The organism is Rhodococcus aerolatus (assembly GCF_054783215.1).
In genome coordinates, this window is the sequence record NZ_BAAGQZ010000026.1 from 1 (window position 1) to 18059 (window position 18059).

Consider the following 18059-nt stretch of genomic DNA (forward strand, 5'->3'; position numbering starts at 1 on the left):
TTCCCGCCGTGCTCGACGCCGAGGCCGACGCCCGCACGCCGTCGGCGGCCCTGCGCGCGGCGTCGCGGGCCCAGGGCCGCGGGCTGCTGCGGCTGGCCCGGGTGACCTGGCCCGGTGCGGACCTCGCCGCCCTCGGCAGCCGGCCGCACCAGGGCGTCGCCCTCGGGGTGGTGGCCCGGGTGGCCGGGCTCGGCCCGCACGACGCCGCGCTGGCCGTGGTGTGGACGACGCTGACCGGCGCGGCCACCGCGGCGCAGCGCCTGCTCGCCCTGGACCCCGGGGAGGTCGCGGCCTGCACGCTCGGCCTGACGGGGCTGTGCGACGAGGTGGCCGCCGCCGCCCGCGACGCCGTGGCCCGCGGGGAGCTGCCCGCCCCCGCCGACCCGTGGGCCGACCTGCTGGCCGAGCGGCACGTCCGCCGCGACCTCACCCTGTTCGCCTCCTGACCCCGCCCGTCGCCCGACCCCGACCCCGACCCGGAAGGACCCCCCGTGCCCCCGCACCTCGACGCCGGAGACCCCCACGAGCACCACGAGCGCGCCGCCGGCCCCCTGCGCATCGGCATCGGCGGACCCGTCGGGTCGGGCAAGACGGCGCTGGTGGCCGCGCTGTGCCGGGAGCTGCGCGACGAGGTCTCCCTGGCCGTGGTGACCAACGACATCTACACCACCGAGGACGCGGACTTCCTGCGCCGCAACGCCGTCCTGCCCGACGAGCGCATCGCCGCGGTCCGGACCGGGGGCTGCCCGCACACGGCGATCCGCGACGACATCACCGCCAACCTCGACGCCGTCGAGGACCTGGTGGCCGCCCTGCCGCCGCTGGACCTGGTCCTCGTGGAGTCCGGTGGGGACAACCTCACCGCCACCTTCTCCCGCGGCCTCGTCGACGCCCAGGTGTTCGTCATCGACGTGGCCGGCGGGGACAAGGTGCCGCGCAAGGGCGGCCCGGGGGTGACGCTGTCGGACCTGCTGGTGGTCAACAAGACCGACCTCGCCCCGCTGGTGGGCGCGAGCCTGCAGGTGATGGCCGACGACGCGGGCGCCGTGCGGGGGACGCGGCCGACCGCGCTGGTCTCGTTGCGGGAGGACCCGTCGGCCGGCCCGGTGCTGGCGTGGGTCCGCGAGCAGCTCGCCGCCGTGCCCGCGCCGTGAGCTCGCACCGGTGAGGACGCACGTCGAGGTCGTGGGCCGCGTCGGCCGCCGGCCCCGCGTGCAGGCGGTGGGGGCGCTGACCGCCCGGGTGAGCACCGACGGGGTGGTGCACCTGCTCGGGGCCGCCGCCGGTCCGCTCGGCGGGGACGAGGTGCACGTGCGCGTGGTCGTCGAGCCCGGTGCGGTGCTGCGGGTGTGCAGCGTGGCGGCGTCGGTGGTGCTGCCCGGCCGGGAGCGCCCCGACAGCTGCGCGGACTGGTCCCTGGAGGTGGCCGACGCGGCGTCGCTGGTGGTGTGCCCGCAGCCCACCGTGGTCACCGGGCGGGCCCGGCACCGCACCCGCACCCGGGCCCGGGTCGCGGCGGACGCCGCCCTGGCGGTGCTCGAGCGGGTCCAGCTGGGCCGCGCCGGTGAGGAGCCCGGCCGCTGGACCGGGGTGCTCGACGTCGACGTGGCGGGCCGGCCCCGGCTGCGCCACGAGGTGGCGCTGGGCCCGGGCTCGCCCACCCACGACCGGCTCGAGCACGCCGGCGCCCTGCGCAGCCTGCTCGAGGTGGGGCCCGCGGTGCCTGCGGGGGAGTGGGTCAGCGCGGACCGGCACGCGGTGCGGCTCGCCCTCGCCGGGGGCGGCGCGCTCACGACCGAGCTCAGCGCGACCCTGCCGCCCGGCGCGTGCCCCTGAGCGGTCCGCTGGTAGCCCGCGTCGAGGTCGGCTAGTACCCCGCGTCGAGGTCGACGACGCCGAGCAGCTCCTCGCCCGCCGCCCAGCGGGAGACGTTGTCGCGCACCCGGTCCGCCAGCGCGGCGGCCGCGTGGTGCGACGGGTTGGCCACGTGCGGGGTCACCAGCGCGGTGGGCAGCGTCCACAGGGGGTGGTCGTCGGGCAGCGGCTCGGGGTCGGTCACGTCCAGCGCGGCCCCGCCGATCGTCCCGTCCCGCAGGGCGGTCACCAGCGCGTCGGTGTCCACCAGGGACCCACGGGCGATGTTGACCAGCCAGCCGCCGGTACCGAGCCGGGCCAGCTCGTCGGCCCCCACGAGGTGGCGTGTCGACGAGGTGGCCGGCGCGGCGACGACGACGTGGTCGGCCGCGTCCCACACCTCGCCGGCGTGCGCGGCGTCGAGGGTGCGGACCGCGCCGTCGACGGGCCGGCCGGACCGCGTCACGGCCAGCACCTCGGCGCCGAGGCCGCGCAGCGCGGGGATCATGGCCCGGCCGATGCCGCCCGCCCCGAGGATGCCGACCGTCGCGCCCGCCAGGGTGCCGATCGGGGGCCCGACCGCCGCCGGGTCCCAGCTGGTCTGCCGCACCGCGCGGGGCAGGCCCCGCACCCCGGCCAGCAGCATGGCTACGGCGTGCTCGGCCACGGTGGCCGCGTAGGCCCCGGCGGCCGAGGTCCAGGTGGGGCCGGGCCGCAGCACCCCACCGTCGACCCAGGCCTCGATGCCGGCCAGCGGCAGCTGGACCCAGCGCACCGACCCGGGCAGCTCGGGGAACCCGCCCGGCCGCGGGGTGGACCACACCAGGACGTCGGCCCCGTCCAGCGCGTCGACGAGCTCGCCGCCCCCGGCGCGGACCGCCTCGGCGAGACCGTCGTGGGCGGGGGACACGTGGACGCGCGGGGAGCTGCTCACGGCCCCGATCATGCTCCTGCTCAGGCGCGGACGACCTCGGGGCCCGCCGCGGTGAGCGCGCGGGCCGCGTCCTCGCCCAGCCCGGTGTCGGTGACGAGCACGTCGACGGCGCGCAGCTCGGCGAACCGCACGAGGTGGTCGCTGCCGACCTTGGCCGAGTCGGCCAGCGCCACCGTCCAGCGGCCCGCCCGCACCATGGCGGCCTTGACCGCGGCCTCCTCCGGGTCGGGCGTGGTGAGGCCGCGCTCGACCGAGACGCCGTTGGTGCCGAGGACGGCCACGTCGGCGTGCAGCCGCTCGAGCTGCTCAAGGGTCGTCGCCCCCACCGCGGCGAGGGTCCGGGCCCGCACCCGGCCGCCCAGCAGCACCACGGTGAGCCGGGGCCGGGTGACCAGCCGGGTGACGACCGTGGGGGAGTTGGTGAACACCGTCAGCCCGGGGTCGTCGGGCAGCAGGTCGGCCAGCCGGGCGGTGGTGCTGCCCGCGTCGAGCAGCAGCGACCGCGCGCCGGCGAGCTGGTCCAGCGCCGCCACCGCGATGCGGTCCTTCTCGGCGGCGGCCGCGCGGTCGCGCTCGTCCAGGCCGGGCTCGGCGCCGAGGCGCTCCACCGGGATCGCCCCGCCGTGCACGCGGCGCAGCACCCCCGCCTGCTCCAGCAGGCCCAGGTCGCGCCGGATCGTCTCCGGGGTCACGTCGAGCCGGGCGGCGAGGTCGGTGACGCCGACCCGGCCGTCGCGGCGCGCGAGGGCGAGGACCTGCTGCTGGCGCTCCTCGGCGAACACGGTGGCACCCTGCCACGGCGGCGCCCGGCACCCTCAGCCGGGCAGGGGGGCCGCGCGGGAGGTGAGGTCGGCCAGCGGGTCCCCCGCGTCGAGCCGGGCGGCGGCCTCGTCGGGGGAGAACGAGAGCGCGTCCGGCCCGACCTCGTCGTGCGCCGCGGCCGCCACCTCGTCCCAGGTCAGCGGGGTCGACACCGTGGGGGTGTCCCGGCCGCGCAGCGACCAGGCGGCGATGGTCGTCTTGGCCGGGTTGTTCTGGCTCCAGTCGAGGAAGACCTTGCCCGGGCGGTCCACCTTGGCCATGGTCGCGACGACGAGGTCCGGGTGGTCGCCGGCCAGCGCCGTGGCCAGGGCCTTGGCGTAGCCGGAGGTGTCGCCGCCGGTGACGGGCACCAGCAGGTGCAGGCCCTTGCCGCCGGAGGTCTTGGGGAACGCCGTCAGCCCGTCGTCGTGCAGCCGCTCGCGCAGCAGCACCGCGACGCGGGCGCAGTCGAGGACGTCGGCGGGCTCGCCCGGGTCGAGGTCGAGCACCAGCAGGTCCGGGTCGCGGCGCTCGTGGCCGTCGAAGCGCCACTGCGGCACGTGCAGCTCGAGCGCGGCCAGGTTGGCGGCCCAGACGAGGGCGGCGACGGAGTCGAGCACGGCGTGGCGCACCGGGTCGTGGCCGCGGCCCTCGACGCTCTCGGTGCGCACCCAGTCCGGGGTGTCGGCCTTGGCGTGCTTCTGGACGAACGAGCTGCCCGCGGTGCCGTCCGGCCAGCGGCGCAGGCTGACCGGCCGGTCCGCCACCCGGGGCAGCAGGCCGGGGGCGAGGGCGAGCACGTGGCGCAGCACGTCACCCTTCGTCGTCCCGTCGGGGTAGAGCGGCTTGTCCAGGTTGGTCACCCTGAGCGTGCGGCCGTCGACCGAGACCGTCTGCGCCCCACCGTGGTCAGCCACCCGAGGCCTTCCTCGCCGGTGCCTTCGTCGCAGCAGTCTTCTTCGCAGTGGTCTTCTTCGCCGGTGCCTTCGTCGCGGCGGCCTTCGTCGCGGCGGCCTTCGTCGTGGTGGCCTTCTTCGTGGCCGGTGTCTTCTTCGCAGCGGCTTTCGTGGTCGCAGCCTTCTTCGCAGCAGTCTTCTTCGCCGGGGCCTTCTTCGCGGTCGTCTTCTCGGCGGGGGCCTCCTCCTTCGGGGCCGCGGCGGGGGTCTCGATCGCGGCGGGGCCCTTGGTCCGCTCGATGCTGCGGCGCAGCGCGGTCATCAGGTCGACCACCTCGCCGCTGCCCTTCGGCGCCTCGGGGGCCGCCGGCAGCGCCGTGCCCTCCGCCTTCGCCTCGATCATGGCGCCCATCGCGTCGCGGTAGTCGTCGGTGTAGCCCTGCGGGGCGAACTCGCCCGACATCGTGTCCACCAGGGACTGCGCCATGTCCAGCTCGTTCTTCCGCGTCCCGATCTCCTTGTCGAGGAACGGGAAGTCGGGGGTGCGGATCTCGTCCGGCCACATCATGGTGTGCAGGACGATGACGTCGTCGCGGGCGCGCAGCACCGCCAGCGACTCGCGCTGGCGCATCGTGATCTTGACCAGCGCCATGCGGTCGGCGTCGCGCAGCACCTGGCGCAGCAGCACGTACGGCCGCTCGGCGGCCGGGTCGGGCTCGACGTAGTAGGTCTTCTGGAAGTACATCGGGTCGACCTGGCGCAGCTCGACGAACTCCAGGACCTGGATGGAGTGGTCGGTGCTCACGGGCAGCTCGGCCAGCTCCGCCGCCTCGAGCACCACCAGCCGGCCGTCGTCGAGCTCGTAGGCTTTGGCGATGTCGTCCGCGGCGAGCTCCTCGCCGTCGACCGAGCACACCTTGCGGTACCGGACGCGACCCTGGTCGGCCTTGTGCACCTGGTGCAGCCGGAAGTCGTGCTCCTCGGTGGCGGTGTAGAGGCGCACCGAGATCGACACCAGGCCGAACGAGATCGCGCCCTTCCACACTGCTCGCATGGCCCATTGAACAACGTCGGGCCGTCCCGGCGCGCGCTCCCGCGCGGTGTCGCCGACCCGGCAGGCGTAGACAAGGGGAGTGATCAACGTCCGCCGCCGCACCACCGCCACCCCCGACGAGGTCTTCGACGTGCTCGCCGACGGGTGGCTCTACGCCGGCTGGGTGGTGGGCGCGTCCCGGATGCGCGCCGTCGACAGCACCTGGCCCGGGGTGGGCGCCGAGCTGCACCACTCCGTCGGCCCGTGGCCCACGCTCATCGACGACACCACGTCGTGCGTCCTCTACCAGCGACCGCGGCGCATGGCGCTGCAGGCCCGCGGGTGGCCGGCCGGCGAGGCCCGCGTGGAGCTGACCGTCGAGCCCGACGGCGAGGGCAGCCTCATCACGATGACCGAGGACGCCAGCCACGGCCCCGGCAAGCTCGTGCCCGGCCCGCTGCGCCAGCTGGCCATCGGCCCCCGCAACCGGGAGAGCCTGCGCCGGCTGGTGCTGCTGGCCGAGGGCCGCCGGATCTGAGGTGGCCACCCGCACACCCGCCCGGGTCGGCCGGCTGTACCTGGCCCTGACCGTCGGGCTGGCGCTGTGGGTGGTGGTGCTCGCGGTGCGCCTGCCCAGCCGCCACGTGGCCGCGCACTACGCGCTGGCCTGGGTCGGTTTCGACGTCGGCCTGGCCGCGGTCATGCTGGCGACCGGGGTGCTGGCGGTGCGTCGCAGCCCGCGGGTGGTGCTGCCCGCCGCAGCCACGGCGGCGATGCTGGTCACCGACGCGTGGTTCGACGTCACCACCTCGTCCGGCTCCGGGCTGGCCGTGGCGCTCACCCTCGCCGTGCTCGTCGAGCTGCCGCTGGCCGGGTTCTCGCTGCGGGTGGCCTCCCGCGCCCTGGACCGGCTCGCGGGCTGAGGCGCTCAGGCCTTCTCGACCTCGCTGTCGAGCTTGAGCAGCTCGGTGCCGTCGTCCTGCTTGATGACGTAGGCGGGGTTGTCGTCCGTGCCGTTGCGGGTGATCTCCGAGCCCTTCTCCGTGCGGGTCACCTTGTCGGTGTGGACCTCGGTGATCTCCCCCTTGGCGGTGCCCTGCCCCCAGCTCCAGCTGACCTCGGTGCCCTTGCGGTGCGCCACGACTGCCTCCTGCTCGCTCAGCGGCCGCCGGGTGCGGCCGGGACCAGGATGGGGTCGGTGCGGCGGCGCCGCAGCGCGAGGCGGGCCGGGGGCACCCACCCCGCGACGACGAGCAGGGCGGCCACCACGTCGCTGGGCCGGTGCCACTGCTGCACCAGCACGGCCACCGCGGTGAGCGCGACCGCCACCGCACCGAGGGCGCCCACGACGACCCGCCACCGCGGCGCGGCCACCAGCACCCCGGCCACGGCGAGCGCCGCGACGAACGTGACGTGCCCGCTGGGCAGCGAGCCGCTCGTGCCCAGGCCCAGGTCGGGACGCGCCAGCGTGGCCTTGAGCAGCTGGGTGGTCAGGTCGGCCCCGAGCAGCACCCCGGCGGCGACCGACCCGGCGCGCGGCACCCCGCGCCGCAGCACCACCACGGCCAGGACGGCGAGGACGCCCGCCACCTCGGCCGGGCCCAGGTGGTCCAGCAGGGCCGCGGTCAGCCGGCCCACCAGGCCGGGGACCCCGGCGGCCGCCACCATCACGGCCTGGTCCACCCGCTGGCCGGTCGCGGTGCCGACGGCGGTGGCCTGCACCAGCCAGACCCCGCCCGCCGCGGCGGCGGCCGCGGCTGCGGCCACCACGGGGGAGGGGTGGTCATCGGTCGCGGGCGCCGGTCGGCACGCAGGGGAACCGTGGGCCGGGCGCGCGGTCGGGGTCGGGCTGGGGGCGGTCACGCCGTCGACGGTCCCGGACCGACCTGGCCGGTCGCTGGGAGCGGGCTGGGAGTCAGCGCTGCGCCGAGCCGGTGGCGAGCCGCAGCAGCGGGGCGCCCCCCGGGACCCGGGGCAGCACCGCCTGGGCCGCGCGGTCGCGCCGGCTGGCGGGCACCTCGGGACCGGGCTCGCTGCGGCGCAGGTCCCGCAGCCCGGCAGCCGCCCACAGCGCGGCCACGGCGGCGTCGCCCACCCCGGCCCGTGCCCGGTGGGGGTCGCGGACCGCCAGGGCGAGGGCGGTCAGGGAGTGCACCGCGTCGACCCACGTCCCCATGGCCAGGGTGCGCGGGGTGGGGGCGCTGCCCGACAGCGCGGCCTGGGTGAGGTGGCGCACCCCCAGCACGCGCGTCACCACCACGCTGGTCGTGTCCCGGTGGGCGCCCCACGAGCGCAGCACGGCCCGGGGGGCCAGCAGGCACGCCGCGCCCCAGGTCCCGCGGACCAGCTCGAGGCGGCGGTGGTCGCCTGCGCCGTCCCGTGTGCTCGCTGCCATGGCCGCCGACCCTGCCACGCCGTCGCGTGCCAGGCTGGGCGCGTGATCCACGTCGTGCTCCACGAGCCCCGGATCCCGCCGAACACCGGCAACGCGATCCGGCTCGCGGCGGCCACCGGTGTGCACCTGCACCTCGTGGCGCCGCTGTTCGACCTGTCGGAGCCGAAGCTGCGCCGCGCGGGTCTCGACTACCACGACCTGGCGCGGGTGAGCGTCCACGACGACCTCGCCGGGGCGTGGGCCGCGCTCGACGGCCGGGTGTGGGCGTTCACCGCCGGTGCGGCGCAGGGGTTCTCCGAGCTGGCCTACGCCGACGGCGACGTGCTGCTGTTCGGCCCGGAGCCCACCGGCCTGGCCCCCGAGGTGCTCGCCGACCCCCGCGTCACCGGGCAGGTGCGCATCCCGATGATCCCCGGCCGGCGCTCGCTGAACCTCTCCAACGCGGTGGCCGTGGCGGTGTACGAGGCCTGGCGCCAGCACGGCTACCGCGAGGGGTCCTGAGCGGGCCGGTCAGCGTGCCCGCAGCTGCTCCAGCACCACCGGGTCGATCGAGCCGGGCACCAGGCGCTCCTCGAAGTTCTCCACGCCCGCCCACGAGGCCAGGTCGCGCTCGACGTCGGGCCCGGGGTACCCGCGGCCCGCGAGCAGCGCGGCGACCTCGCGGGCCAGGTTGCCGGTCAGCGGCAGCAGCGCGGCGGGGTCGGGCCGGCCGAAGTACAGGTCGTGCAGGTCGAGCAGCCGGGCCAGCTCACCGAGCGGGTCCGGGTGGTCGTCGGTGCGCAGGTCCACGAGCACGTCGCTGCCCCCGCCGTAGCCGCCGCCGGGGGAGACGATGTGCAGGGCCGCGGACTGCCGGCCGCGGCTGTCCCCGCCGGCGGCGTCCCCCGCGGCGAGCGCGGCCAGCAGCCGGCGCGCCAGCGGTGCGTCGGGGTCGTGGGCGGTGAACGCCGCCTGCATGGCCTCGACCACCTCGGGCCCGGTGAGGATGTTGCCCTGGACGGCGTACCCGTCCCCGGTCAGCCCGCCGGCCCAGGGGTGGCATTCGTCCCCGGTGAAGCTCGCGCCGTCCCCGGTCGTCGCGACCACCCCGACCTGGCGGGACGCCGACCCCGGGTCGGCGGCCACGAGACCGGCGACCGTGGACGGTGCGTCCGCCCCGGTCGCGAGCAGGGCCAGGCCCTGCGGGCCGAAGGCGAGGTTGACGAAGGCCTGGGTGGCGATCGCGCCGACCCCGGAGCGGACGGCGGGCACCGCGGCCCCGACCGCGAGGAACTTGCTGGCCACCGCCACCCCGAGCTGGCGGCCGTCGGCGCTGCGGGCGGCGATGGAGAAGGTCACCGGCCGAGCCTAGGGGCGCGCGTGGGCCAGCAGGTCGTCGAGGATGCCGCCGAGGCTCGTCAGGAGCGAGAGGTGGCCCTCGCCGTCGACGAGGTGGGGCCGCGCCCCGGCCACGGTCGCGGCGAGGTGCTCGGCGTGGGCCAGCGGCACCATCGTGTCCTCCCGGCCCTGCCAGACCGCCACCGGCACGGTGACGGCGGCGAGGTCGAACCCCCAGGGGCGCAGGTGCGTGAGGTCGTCGTCGCGCCAGCCCCGGGTGCCCTGCGCGCCCGCGTGGCGGAACGCCGCGGCCAGGGTCCCGGCGAGCTCGCCGGTGAGCGCGGCCCGGTCGACCGGCGGGGCCAGCGAGCCGAGCTGCTCGGCCAGCTCGGGCCCCGTCACCGTGAACAGCGCGGTCTCCCCGGCCAGGTGGGCGTCGAGGGCGTCGGGGCCCGCCAGCGCGGCGGTGTACTCCGTGACGTTCTCCTCGCCCATGCCGTCGCGGACGTCGCCCGGGAACGCGCCCCCGGGGATCCCACCGCCCGGCCACCCGGCGTGCGGCGCGATGCCCACGCAGCACGCCGCGCCGCGGCAGCGGTCGGGCAGCCGCGCCGCGCAGCCCAGTGCGCGGGGCCCGCCCCCGGACCAGCCGACGGTCAGGAAGTCCCCGACGCCGAGGTGGTCGAGCACGGTCGCGGTGTCGGTGACGTCGTCGGCCACGGTGGCGGTGGTGGCCCCGTCCGGGCGCGGGGTGGAGCGCCCGTAGCCGGGCCGGGAGGCGGTGACCACGCGCAGGCCCCGCGCCGCCGCCTCCCGCTCGAGCAGCGGGAACGGCACCGCGGCCTGCGGGGTGCCGTGGTGGAAGAGAAGCACCGGGCCGTCCGCCGGCCCGGTGACGAGCACCTCGAGCTCGCGGCCGTCCGGCGTGGGCACCAGCTCGGTCACGCGGGCGGGCCCTGCCACGGCCCGCGGGCCGCCTCGTAGGCCGCACCCGCGCGCAGCACCGTCGCGTCGTCGAAGCGCCGGCCCACGAACATCGCCCCGACCGGGAGACCGTCGGCGAGGCCACAGGGGACGGACAGCGCCGGGCTGCCCGTGACGTCGAAGGGGGCGGTGTTGTGCAGGTTGCCCAGCGCCGCCGCCACCCGTTCGCCGACCGGTGCCCCCAGGTCCGGGACCGGACGGGCGGTCGTGGCCGTGGTGGGCAGCAGCAGCACGTCGACGCCGGCCAGGGCGTCCTCGTACCGACGCAGCAGGCCCCGGGCCAGGTTCTGGGCCTTCGCGTAGTAGTGGTGCCCGCTGCGCTCGGTCATCCAGTCCCCGGTGAGCACGGTGGAGACCACGGTGGGCGGGTAGTCGGCGCCCCGCGCGCGGCGGGCGGTGCCGTACGCGTCGACCAGTGCGGTCGGGTAGTGGCCCCGCCACCCGGTGCCGACGGCGTCGCCGCGGACCATCTGGTCGGTGGCCCCCTGCGTGGCGACCGCGTTCCAGATCGCGAGCCCGTCGGGGTGCCAGGGCACGGACACCTCGGTGACGGTCGCGCCGGCCCCGCGCAGCGCCTCGGCCGCGGCCCGCACGGCGGCATCCACCGCGGGGTCGGAGACGCCCTCGATGCCGAAGCCCTCGGTGAGCACGCCGACCCGCAGGCCCGGGGCGCCCAGCTCGAGCGCGGCCACGTAGTCCTGCACCACCACGCCCTGCTGGCGCGGGTCGAGGCCGTCCTCGCCCGCGAGCACCGCCAGCGCGCGTGCGCAGGTGGCCACGTCCCGGGCCATCGGCCCGAGGTGGTCGATCGAGGTCTCGATGGGGAACGCGCCCGTGTAGGGGACCAGGCCGTGGGTCGGCTTGTGACCCACGCACCCGCTCCACGAGGCGGGGAGCCGCACCGAGCCGCCCTGGTCCCCGCCCAGGGCCAGGTCGACCTGACCGGTCACGAGCACGACGGCGCTGCCGTTGGAGGAGGAGCCCGCCATGCGGGTGGGGTCCCACGGGTTGACCGGCTGCGGGTCGGGGTAGCCCGTGATGCCACCGCCGTCGAAGCAGTACCCGGGCACCGCGGTCTTGCCCACCACCTCGGCTCCGGCGTCGAGCAGCCGCGTCACCACGGTGGCGTCCTCCCGCGGCACGTAGCCCTCCATCATGGGGCTGCCGTTGAGCAGGGGGACGCCGGCCACGGCGATGTTGTCCTTGACCCCGACTCGCAGCCCGGCGAGCGGGCCGTCGGGGGCGCCCGGGACGGAGCAGCGCCACGCCCAGCCGCCGAACGGGTTGTCCGCCACGTCCGGCCGGTGCCCCAGGTCGGCGCGGGGCCAGCGGACCGGCTCGGTGTCCTCGACCATCTCGTCGAGGCGGCCGAGTCCGGCGACGCCGCCGGCCACCAGGGCCACCCACTCGTCGACGTCGTCCTCGGAGACGGCGAAGCCGTGGACGGCGGCCAGTCGCAGGACGTCGGCGCGCGAGGGTGGGGTGATGGGCACGACGGCCTCCCGGGTGGGGTCCCGGGGCGGGCGGCCCCGGGGTGTCGACCACCGTAGGCGGGTGGGGTGGGTCAGCGGGGGACGAGCACCGTCACCGCCCGCGGCACGCACTCCACGTCGACGGGCAGGGTGGCCACCGGCTCGCCGTCGGCGTGGGCGCCGGCGCCGGGGGCGGTGAGCCGCACGCGGTCCGTGCGCAGCGTGGTGACGCGGTCGTCGAGCACGTGGGTGCCGCGGAACACCGTCGGGAAGGTGCGCACCAGGGACGTGCGGCTGCTCGCGGCGACGACCGTGACGTCGAGCAGGCCGTCGTCGAGGCGGGCGTCGGGGCAGATGCGCATGCCGCCGCCGTAGCTGGTGCCGTTGCCCACGGCCACCAGCGTCGCGTCGAGCTCCAGGGTCTGCTCGGCGGTCTCGACGGTGAACGCGAGCGGCTCGAGGCGGGCCAGCTCCACCAGGGTGGCCACCGTGTAGCGCGCCCGGCCCCGCGGCCAGCGCATCCGGTTGGTGCGCGCGTTGACCCGGGAGTCGAAGCCCGCCGCGAGCACGGAGGCGAACCACGTCGGGCCCGTGCGGCCCAGGTCGACCCGCCGGGTGCGGCCGTCGAGCAGGACCTCGACCGCGGCCGCCGAGTCGTCGCGCGGCACACCGAGGGTGCGGGCGACGTCGTTGCCCGTGCCCCCCGGCAGCACCCCGAGCGGGGTCTCGGTGCCGGCGACGAGCTGCAGGGCGAGGTGCACCATCCCGTCCCCACCCACCGCGACGAGCGCGTCGGTGCCCGCGTCGACCGCCGCGCGCGCGGCGGCCGTGGTCGCCGCCGCGTCGGGGGCGGTGACGACCTGCACCTCGCACCCGGCCCCGCGCAGCCGACCGGCGGCGGCCTCCGCCAGGCCGTCGGCGCGGCCGCGGCCGGCGCGCGGGCCGACCAGCAGCGTGAGCCGGCGGGTGGGGACAGCGGTCACGGGATCAGGACCCCGGGATTGCACACGCCCGCCGGGTCGAGGGCGTCCTTGACGGCGCGGAGCACGTCGAGGCCGAGGTCGCCCACCTCGGCGCGCATCCACGGCCGGTGGTCGCGGCCCACGGCGTGGTGGTGGGTGATCGTCGCCCCGGCCGCGGCGATCGCGTCGCCCGCGGCGGTCTTGGCGGCCGCCCACCGGGCGGCCGGGTCGTCCCCGCGGGCGAACACGACCGTGAGGTAGAGCGACGCCCCGGCCGGGTAGACGTGGCTGACGTGGGCCATGACCAGCGGGGGAGTGCCCGCGGCGGTGAGGGTCTCGACCAGCGCCGTGGTGACGGCGGCCTTGAGGGCGTGCAGCCGCGACCACGTCGTCGCGGTCTCCAGCGTCTCGGCCACCGCGTTGACGTCGAGCAGCGCGTCGCGCAGGTGCGGGGCGTCGAACCGGCCCGCCTCCCACCCGCGCGCGGGCGCCTCGCCCAGCGGGGTGCCGCCGGCCGCGCGCAGCAGCGCGGTGACCTCGGCGTGGCGGGCGTCGGCGTGCGCGGTGGTGCCCTCCACGGTCGTCACGGCCAGGCACCCGCCCGCGGCCGGGCTCGCCCCGCCGACGTCGGCGGCCAGGGCCAGGTTCATCGCCGTCTCCACCTCGTCGGACAGGCGCACCACGGTGGGCAGCGACCCGGACTGGGCGAGGGTCCGCAGCGCGTCGGCCCCGGTGGCCAGGTCGGGGAACGACCACCCGGCGTAGCGGGTGACCTCGGGGACGCGGTGCACGCGCACCGTCACGTCGGTGATGACGCCGAGGGTGCCCTCGGAGCCGAGCACCAGCCGGGTGAGGTCGGGCCCGGCGGCGGAGCCGGGTGCGCGGCCGGGGGCCAGCACCCCGCGCGGGGTGACCAGGGTCAGCGCCTCGACCATGTCGTCGAAGCGGCCGTGCCCGGCGGAGGCCTGCCCCGAGGAGCGGGTGGCCGCGAAGCCGCCGACGGTGGCGTGGCGGAAGCTCTGCGGGTAGTGCCCGAGGGAGAACCCGCGCTCCCGCAGCAGTGACTCCGCCTGCGGGCCACGGAGTCCGGCCTCCAGGGTCGCGGTGCCGGAGACCTCGTCGAGCGCCAGCAGCCGGTCGAAGCGGTGCAGGTCGAGGCAGACGACCCCGGCACGGTCCGCCCGCACCGGGTCCACCCCGCCGACCACGCCGGTGCCGCCGCCGAACGGGACCACCGCCAGGTCGTGCTCGACGGCCACGGCCAGGACGGCCTGCACCTCGGGGACGCTGCCCGGGGCGACGACCGCGTCCGGCGCGGCCTGGGGTGCACGGCCCCTGCGGCGCAGCAGGTCCGGGGTGGAGCGCCCGCCGGCGTGCCGCAGCCGGGTCGCGTCGGAGCTGTCCACCCCGGACGCGCCCACGGCGGCCTCGAGGGCCGCGCGGGCGGCGGCGGGCAGCACGACGGGCTCCAGCACCACGTCGGCCTCCGCGACCGACGGGGTGTCGCGGTGCTCCACCCCGAGCGCCTGGCCCAGCAGGGTGCGCACCTGCTCGGGCAGCGGGTGCGCGGCCTCCGCCACGCCCCAGGCGTTCCAGGCCATCGCGGGGGCGGGTCCGGCCGACGTCGGCAGCGCTGCGCTCGTCATGCGTTACAGTGTTACACACAATGCCAACTCGTAACGTCAGCGTCGACGACGCCATCCTGGACGCGGTCCGCCGCTGCGTGCTCGCCCACGGCGTCCGCCGCACCACCCTGGCCGAGGTGGCCCGCGAGGCCGGCGTCTCCCGGCCGACCGTCTACCGCCGCTCGCCCGACGTGGCGGCGCTGGTCGCCGACGTCGTCACCCGGGAGGTCACGGCCCTGCTGCCGGCCGCCGTGGGCGACGGCGACCGCGCCGGCCTGGTCGCCGCCGTCCTCGACACCGTGGCCGCCCTGCGCGGCAACGAGCTGCTCGCCACCATCCTCGCCCGCGACCCGGAGCTGCTGGCCACCTACACCTCCCAGCGGCTGGGGCAGAGCCAGCTGGCCGTGCTCGAGGTCCTCACCGCCGCCGTCACCGCCGCCCAGCAGTCGGCGACCGTGCGTCCCGGCGACCCCGGCCGGCTGGCGGCGGTGGTCCTGCTGCTGGCGCAGGCGGCCGTGGTCTCCGCGGCCACCGTGTCGCCCGTGCTCGCCCCCGCCGACCTCGACGCCGAGCTGCGGCGCGCCCTCGACGGGTACCTGCGGCCGTGAGCGCCGACGTGGTCGGCCCCGGCAGCGCGCTGAGCCGGGCGCGACGGGCCCGTGAGCTCGACGAGGTGGCCGGCGGCGCGGCGCTGGACCTGCTCGTCGTCGGCGGCGGCATCACCGGGGTGGGTCTCGCGCTGGACGCCGCCACCCGCGGCCTGTCGGTGGCGCTCGTCGAGCGGCACGACCTCGCCTCGGGGACCAGCCGCTGGAGCTCGAAGCTGGTCCACGGGGGGCTGCGCTACCTCGCCACCGGCGACGTCGGCATCGCCCGGGAGAGCGCCGTGGAGCGCCACGTCCTCATGACCCGGACCGCGCCGCACCTCGTCACCCCGATGGCCCAGCTGGTGCCGCTGCTGCCGGGGACCGGCCGGGCGGGCGCGGCCCTGGTCCGCACCGGCTTCCTCGCCGGGGACGCGCTGCGCCGCTCCGCGGGCACCGGGGCCGGGGCGGTGCCCCGCTCGCGCCGGGTCTCCCCGGGCGCGGCGGCCGCCCTCGCCCCCGCCGTGCGCCGCGACGGCCTGCGCGGCGGGCTCGTGGCCTGGGACGGGCGGCTCGTCGACGTCGCCCGCGTCGTCGTCGCCGTGGCCCGCACCGCCGCCGCCCACGGCGCCCGGGTGCTCACCCGGGTCTCGGCGCACGAGGTGACCGGGGACGGGGCGCTGCTGCGCGACGGGCTCACCGGGGCCACCGCCCGGGTGCGGGCCCGCGCGGTCGTCAGCGCGGCGGGCGTGTGGGCCGCGCAGGTGGTGCCCAGCATCGGGGTGCGCCCGAGCCGCGGCACGCACCTGGTGGTGCCCGCGGCGGCCGTCGGCGGTCTCGCGGTGGGGCTCATGGTCCCGGTGCCCGGCGAGCTGAACCGGTTCGTCTTCGCGCTGCCCGCCGGCGGCGGCCGGGTCCACGTCGGCCTCACCGACGAGGACGCGCCCGGGCCCCCGCCCGACGTGCCCACCGCGACCCCGGCGGAGGTCGACTTCCTGCTCGACACCGTCAACGCTGCGCTCGCCACCCCGCTGGGCCGGGGCGACGTCCTGGGCACGTACTCCGGCCTGCGCCCGCTGCTGGACACCGGGGCGGGCGGGGCCACCGCCGACGTCTCCCGCCGCCACGCCGTGCTCACCAGCCCGGACGGCGTGCTCAGCGTCGTCGGCGGGAAGCTGACCACCTACCGGCGGATGGCCGAGGACGGCGTCGACGCCGCCGCGGCCGCGGGCGGGCTGGCGGCGGGGCCCTGCCGCACCGCCCGGCTGCCGCTGGTCGGGGCCGCCCGCCGCGCCGAGCTGGCCGGGGTGGCCGCCCCCCGCCGACTCGTCGAGCGCTACGGCACCGAGGCCCCGGCGGTCCACGCGGCCGGGCCGGAGCCCGTCGCGCCGGGCACCGACGTGACCCGGGGCGAGCTGGCGTTCGGCGTCGCCTGCGAGGGCGCGCTGGACGCCGCCGACCTGCTCGAGCGGCGCACCCGGCTCGGCGTGGTCACCGCCGACGGGGAGTCCGCCCGCCCGGCCGCCGAGCAGGCCCTGGCTCAGTAGACCGGCAGGTCCTGCCCGGCCTCGTCGTCCCCGCGCGGGCCGTGGATGCGGCGGTCGGCCTCGTCGATGGCCACGTCGTTGATGCTGGCCTCGCGGCGGCGCATGTAGCCCTCGGCGTCGAACTCCCAGTTCTCGTTGCCGTAGCTGCGCCACCACTGCCCGTCGGCGTCGTGCCACTCGTAGCTGAACCGCACCGCGATGCGGTCGTCGGTGAACGCCCACAGCGACTTGCGCAGCGCGTAGTCCTGCTCGCGCTCCCACTTGGCGGTGAGGAACGCGACGATCGCGTCGCGGCCGACGACGTGCTCGGAGCGGTTGCGCCACTCCGAGTCCGGGGTGTAGGCGCCGGCCACCTTCTCCGGGTCGCGGGTGTTCCAGGCGTCCTCCGCCGCCTGCACCTTCTGCCGGGCGGTGGTCTCGTCGAACGGGGGCACGGGTGGGCGCACGGGGGGCTCCTGATGCTCGGGCCACCCAGTGTGCCCACCGCGGCCCGGCGTGGCGTGCCCACCCCGGCGTTGTGACGCGCGGCACACCACGGCAGGATCGCGGCAGGCGCCGCACCGGGGCGGCCCGCAGCGAGGAGGCACCGTGGCCGTCGACAACCCGTACTACACCTCGGCCCAGCACGGGCCCTTCGAGCTCGCCGACGTGGGCGACCTCGTCCTGGAGGAGGGGACCACGCTGCGCGGGGTGCAGCTGGCCTACCAGACCCTCGGCACCCTGAACGCGGCCCGGGACAACGCGGTGCTGGTGCCCACCTGGTACTCCGGCAACCACTCGATCATGCGCGACACCTACGTCGGGCCCGGACGTGCGCTGGACCCGGAGCAGTGGTTCGTCGTGCTGGTCAACCAGATCGGCAGCGGGCTGGGCACGTCCCCGCACACCACCGACGGGCCGGCCGGCCGCGGCCGGTTCCCGCACGTGCGCATCGGCGACGACGTCGTCGCCCAGGAGCGGCTGCTCCGAGAGCACCTCGGGGTGGAGCAGCTGGCGCTGGTGTTCGGCGGCTCGATGGGTGCGCAGCAGACCTACGAGTGGGCCGTGCGGTTCCCGGACAAGGTGCTGCGAGCGGCGCCGCTGGCGGGCACGGCGCGGATCTACGAGCACTGCCGCATCTTCGGGACGACGCTGGTCGACGCGCTGACCTCCGACCCCGGCTACGCCGACGGGTACTACGAGCGCTCCGTCGACGTGCGCCGCGGGCTCGAGCGGCACGCCCGGCTGTTCGCGCTGCACGTGCTGAGCAACGACTTCTGGACCGACGAGCACTGGCGCGCGCTCGGCTTCAGCTCCGCCGACGACTTCGCCGTCGGCTTCCTGGGTGGCTACTTCGACCCCATGGACGCCTCGGACCTGGTGGCGCAGTCGTGGAAGTGGCAGCACGGTGACGTCAGCCGCCACACCGGGGGAGACCTCGCCGCCGCGCTCGGACGCATCACCGCGCGCACCACGGTGATGCCGATCAGCACCGACCAGTTCTTCCCGGTGCCCGACTGCGCCGCCGAGCAGGCGCTGGTGCCCGGCAGCACGCTGCGGGTCATCGAGGACGTCCACGGCCACGCCGCGCTGTTCGGCCTGAGCGGGCCCGCCTACGCCGAGCAGGTCGACGCCGCCCTCGCCGAGCTGCTCGCGTCCTGAGCGGGGAAGAGCGC

Annotated in this window: 22 protein-coding genes; 9 read left to right on the plus strand and 13 right to left on the minus strand. The window is 77.3% G+C overall.

The window, feature by feature from the left end; all coding sequences use genetic code 11:
• The 3 genes from ACYVOF_RS10380 to ACYVOF_RS10390 form a co-directional block, all read left to right on the plus strand.
• The coding region (locus ACYVOF_RS10380; protein WP_460866210.1) for an urease accessory UreF family protein at window positions 1-446 on the plus strand (446 nt) is incomplete at its 5' end.
• 45 nt (window positions 447-491) lie between these two features.
• The gene (gene ureG, locus ACYVOF_RS10385; RefSeq protein ID WP_460866212.1) at window positions 492-1154 is read left to right on the plus strand and encodes an urease accessory protein UreG; all 663 of its coding nucleotides are present in this window, start codon (window positions 492-494) and stop codon (window positions 1152-1154) included.
• Between the two features lie 10 nt (window positions 1155-1164).
• Window positions 1165-1836: an urease accessory protein UreD gene (locus ACYVOF_RS10390; RefSeq protein ID WP_460866213.1), complete on the plus strand. Its 672-nt coding sequence runs from the start codon at window positions 1165-1167 to the stop codon at window positions 1834-1836.
• Window positions 1837-1867: 31 nt separating this feature from the next.
• Here the strand turns inward: ACYVOF_RS10390 and ACYVOF_RS10395 are convergent, their stop codons facing one another.
• Genes ACYVOF_RS10395 through ku form a run of 4 tightly spaced genes read right to left on the minus strand, consistent with a single transcriptional unit; the run spans window position 1868 to window position 5539 of the window.
• Window positions 1868-2800 (minus strand): D-isomer specific 2-hydroxyacid dehydrogenase family protein, encoded by a 933-nt coding sequence (locus ACYVOF_RS10395; protein ID WP_460866215.1) that lies wholly within the window; start codon window positions 2798-2800, stop codon window positions 1868-1870.
• An 8-nt stretch (window positions 2801-2808) separates the two neighbouring features.
• Window positions 2809-3570, minus strand: a complete 762-nt coding sequence (locus tag ACYVOF_RS10400) for a DeoR/GlpR family DNA-binding transcription regulator (RefSeq protein WP_460866216.1) — start codon at window positions 3568-3570, stop codon at window positions 2809-2811.
• 33 nt (window positions 3571-3603) lie between these two features.
• Window positions 3604-4506 carry a non-homologous end-joining DNA ligase gene (gene ligD, locus ACYVOF_RS10405; protein ID WP_460866218.1) on the minus strand — a complete coding sequence of 301 codons (903 nt, stop codon included), beginning with the start codon at window positions 4504-4506 and terminating at the stop codon, window positions 3604-3606.
• Window positions 4499-5539 (minus strand): non-homologous end joining protein Ku, encoded by a 1041-nt coding sequence (gene ku, locus ACYVOF_RS10410; protein ID WP_460866220.1) that lies wholly within the window; start codon window positions 5537-5539, stop codon window positions 4499-4501. Before ku ends, ligD begins: the two co-directional genes overlap by 8 nt.
• 79 nt (window positions 5540-5618) lie before the next feature.
• On the opposite strand from ku, the gene ACYVOF_RS10415 reads away from it, so the two are divergent.
• Both ACYVOF_RS10415 and ACYVOF_RS10420 read left to right on the plus strand, forming a co-directional pair.
• Window positions 5619-6056 carry an SRPBCC family protein gene (locus ACYVOF_RS10415; protein ID WP_460866222.1) on the plus strand — a complete coding sequence of 146 codons (438 nt, stop codon included), beginning with the start codon at window positions 5619-5621 and terminating at the stop codon, window positions 6054-6056.
• A gap of 1 nt (window position 6057) precedes the next feature.
• Entirely contained in the window at window positions 6058-6441 is a 384-nt protein-coding gene (locus ACYVOF_RS10420; RefSeq protein ID WP_460866223.1) for a hypothetical protein, read from the plus strand.
• Between the two features lie 5 nt (window positions 6442-6446).
• Here the strand turns inward: ACYVOF_RS10420 and ACYVOF_RS10425 are convergent, their stop codons facing one another.
• From ACYVOF_RS10425 to ACYVOF_RS10435, 3 genes are all read right to left on the minus strand, one after another.
• Window positions 6447-6659, minus strand: a complete 213-nt coding sequence (locus tag ACYVOF_RS10425) for a hypervirulence associated TUDOR domain-containing protein (protein ID WP_460866225.1) — start codon at window positions 6657-6659, stop codon at window positions 6447-6449.
• 17 nt (window positions 6660-6676) lie between these two features.
• Entirely contained in the window at window positions 6677-7288 is a 612-nt protein-coding gene (locus ACYVOF_RS10430) for a phosphatase PAP2 family protein (RefSeq protein ID WP_460866227.1), read from the minus strand.
• Between the two features lie 145 nt (window positions 7289-7433).
• On the minus strand, window positions 7434-7913 hold the full coding sequence (locus ACYVOF_RS10435) for a hypothetical protein (RefSeq protein WP_460866229.1): 480 nt from the start codon (window positions 7911-7913) through the stop codon (window positions 7434-7436).
• Window positions 7914-7955: 42 nt separating this feature from the next.
• Here ACYVOF_RS10435 and ACYVOF_RS10440 point away from each other — a divergent pair, with 42 nt between their 5' ends.
• Window positions 7956-8414, plus strand: a complete 459-nt coding sequence (locus tag ACYVOF_RS10440) for a tRNA (cytidine(34)-2'-O)-methyltransferase (protein WP_460866231.1) — start codon at window positions 7956-7958, stop codon at window positions 8412-8414.
• Window positions 8415-8423: 9 nt separating this feature from the next.
• Here the strand turns inward: ACYVOF_RS10440 and ACYVOF_RS10445 are convergent, their stop codons facing one another.
• The 5 genes from ACYVOF_RS10445 to ACYVOF_RS10465 all read right to left on the minus strand — a co-directional run bounded on the left by ACYVOF_RS10445 (window position 8424) and on the right by ACYVOF_RS10465 (window position 14294).
• Window positions 8424-9251 carry a DUF1028 domain-containing protein gene (locus ACYVOF_RS10445; protein WP_460866233.1) on the minus strand — a complete coding sequence of 276 codons (828 nt, stop codon included), beginning with the start codon at window positions 9249-9251 and terminating at the stop codon, window positions 8424-8426.
• Between the two features lie 9 nt (window positions 9252-9260).
• Window positions 9261-10175 (minus strand): alpha/beta fold hydrolase, encoded by a 915-nt coding sequence (locus ACYVOF_RS10450; protein ID WP_460866235.1) that lies wholly within the window; start codon window positions 10173-10175, stop codon window positions 9261-9263.
• Window positions 10172-11707 carry an amidase gene (locus tag ACYVOF_RS10455; RefSeq protein WP_460866237.1) on the minus strand — a complete coding sequence of 512 codons (1536 nt, stop codon included), beginning with the start codon at window positions 11705-11707 and terminating at the stop codon, window positions 10172-10174. The genes ACYVOF_RS10450 and ACYVOF_RS10455 overlap by 4 nt, the downstream gene beginning before the upstream one ends.
• A gap of 71 nt (window positions 11708-11778) precedes the next feature.
• Window positions 11779-12669 carry a diacylglycerol kinase gene (locus ACYVOF_RS10460; RefSeq protein ID WP_460866239.1) on the minus strand — a complete coding sequence of 297 codons (891 nt, stop codon included), beginning with the start codon at window positions 12667-12669 and terminating at the stop codon, window positions 11779-11781.
• Window positions 12666-14294 carry an FAD-binding oxidoreductase gene (locus tag ACYVOF_RS10465; protein WP_460866240.1) on the minus strand — a complete coding sequence of 543 codons (1629 nt, stop codon included), beginning with the start codon at window positions 14292-14294 and terminating at the stop codon, window positions 12666-12668. Before ACYVOF_RS10465 ends, ACYVOF_RS10460 begins: the two co-directional genes overlap by 4 nt.
• Before the next feature lie 20 nt (window positions 14295-14314).
• Between ACYVOF_RS10465 and ACYVOF_RS10470 the strand changes: the two genes are divergently transcribed.
• Window positions 14315-14881: a TetR/AcrR family transcriptional regulator gene (locus ACYVOF_RS10470; protein ID WP_460866242.1), complete on the plus strand. Its 567-nt coding sequence runs from the start codon at window positions 14315-14317 to the stop codon at window positions 14879-14881.
• 8 nt (window positions 14882-14889) lie between these two features.
• On the plus strand, window positions 14890-16404 hold the full coding sequence (locus ACYVOF_RS10475) for a glycerol-3-phosphate dehydrogenase/oxidase (RefSeq protein WP_460866313.1): 1515 nt from the start codon (window positions 14890-14892) through the stop codon (window positions 16402-16404).
• On the opposite strand, the gene ACYVOF_RS10480 is transcribed toward ACYVOF_RS10475, so the two are convergent.
• Window positions 16398-16850 (minus strand): nuclear transport factor 2 family protein, encoded by a 453-nt coding sequence (locus tag ACYVOF_RS10480; RefSeq protein ID WP_460866244.1) that lies wholly within the window; start codon window positions 16848-16850, stop codon window positions 16398-16400. The two genes, ACYVOF_RS10475 and ACYVOF_RS10480, sit on opposite strands and share 7 nt — an antisense overlap.
• A 142-nt stretch (window positions 16851-16992) precedes the next feature.
• Here ACYVOF_RS10480 and ACYVOF_RS10485 point away from each other — a divergent pair, with 142 nt between their 5' ends.
• A complete protein-coding gene (locus tag ACYVOF_RS10485) occupies window positions 16993-18045 on the plus strand; it encodes an alpha/beta fold hydrolase (protein WP_460866246.1) in 1053 nt (350 codons plus the stop codon).
• Window positions 18046-18059 lie beyond the last annotated feature (14 nt).

Bases quoted from the DNA above. Each gene is read 5' to 3' on its own strand.
- ACYVOF_RS10395 (WP_460866215.1), bottom strand. From the start codon at position 2,800: ATGATCGGGGCCGTGAGCAGCTCCCCGCGCGTCCACGTGTCCCCCGCC.
- ku (WP_460866220.1), bottom strand. From the start codon at position 5,539: ATGCGAGCAGTGTGGAAGGGCGCGATCTCGTTCGGCCTGGTGTCGATC.
- ACYVOF_RS10435 (WP_460866229.1), bottom strand. From the start codon at position 7,913: ATGGCAGCGAGCACACGGGACGGCGCAGGCGACCACCGCCGCCTCGAG.
- ACYVOF_RS10465 (WP_460866240.1), bottom strand. From the start codon at position 14,294: ATGACGAGCGCAGCGCTGCCGACGTCGGCCGGACCCGCCCCCGCGATG.
- ACYVOF_RS10470 (WP_460866242.1), top strand. From the start codon at position 14,315: ATGCCAACTCGTAACGTCAGCGTCGACGACGCCATCCTGGACGCGGTC.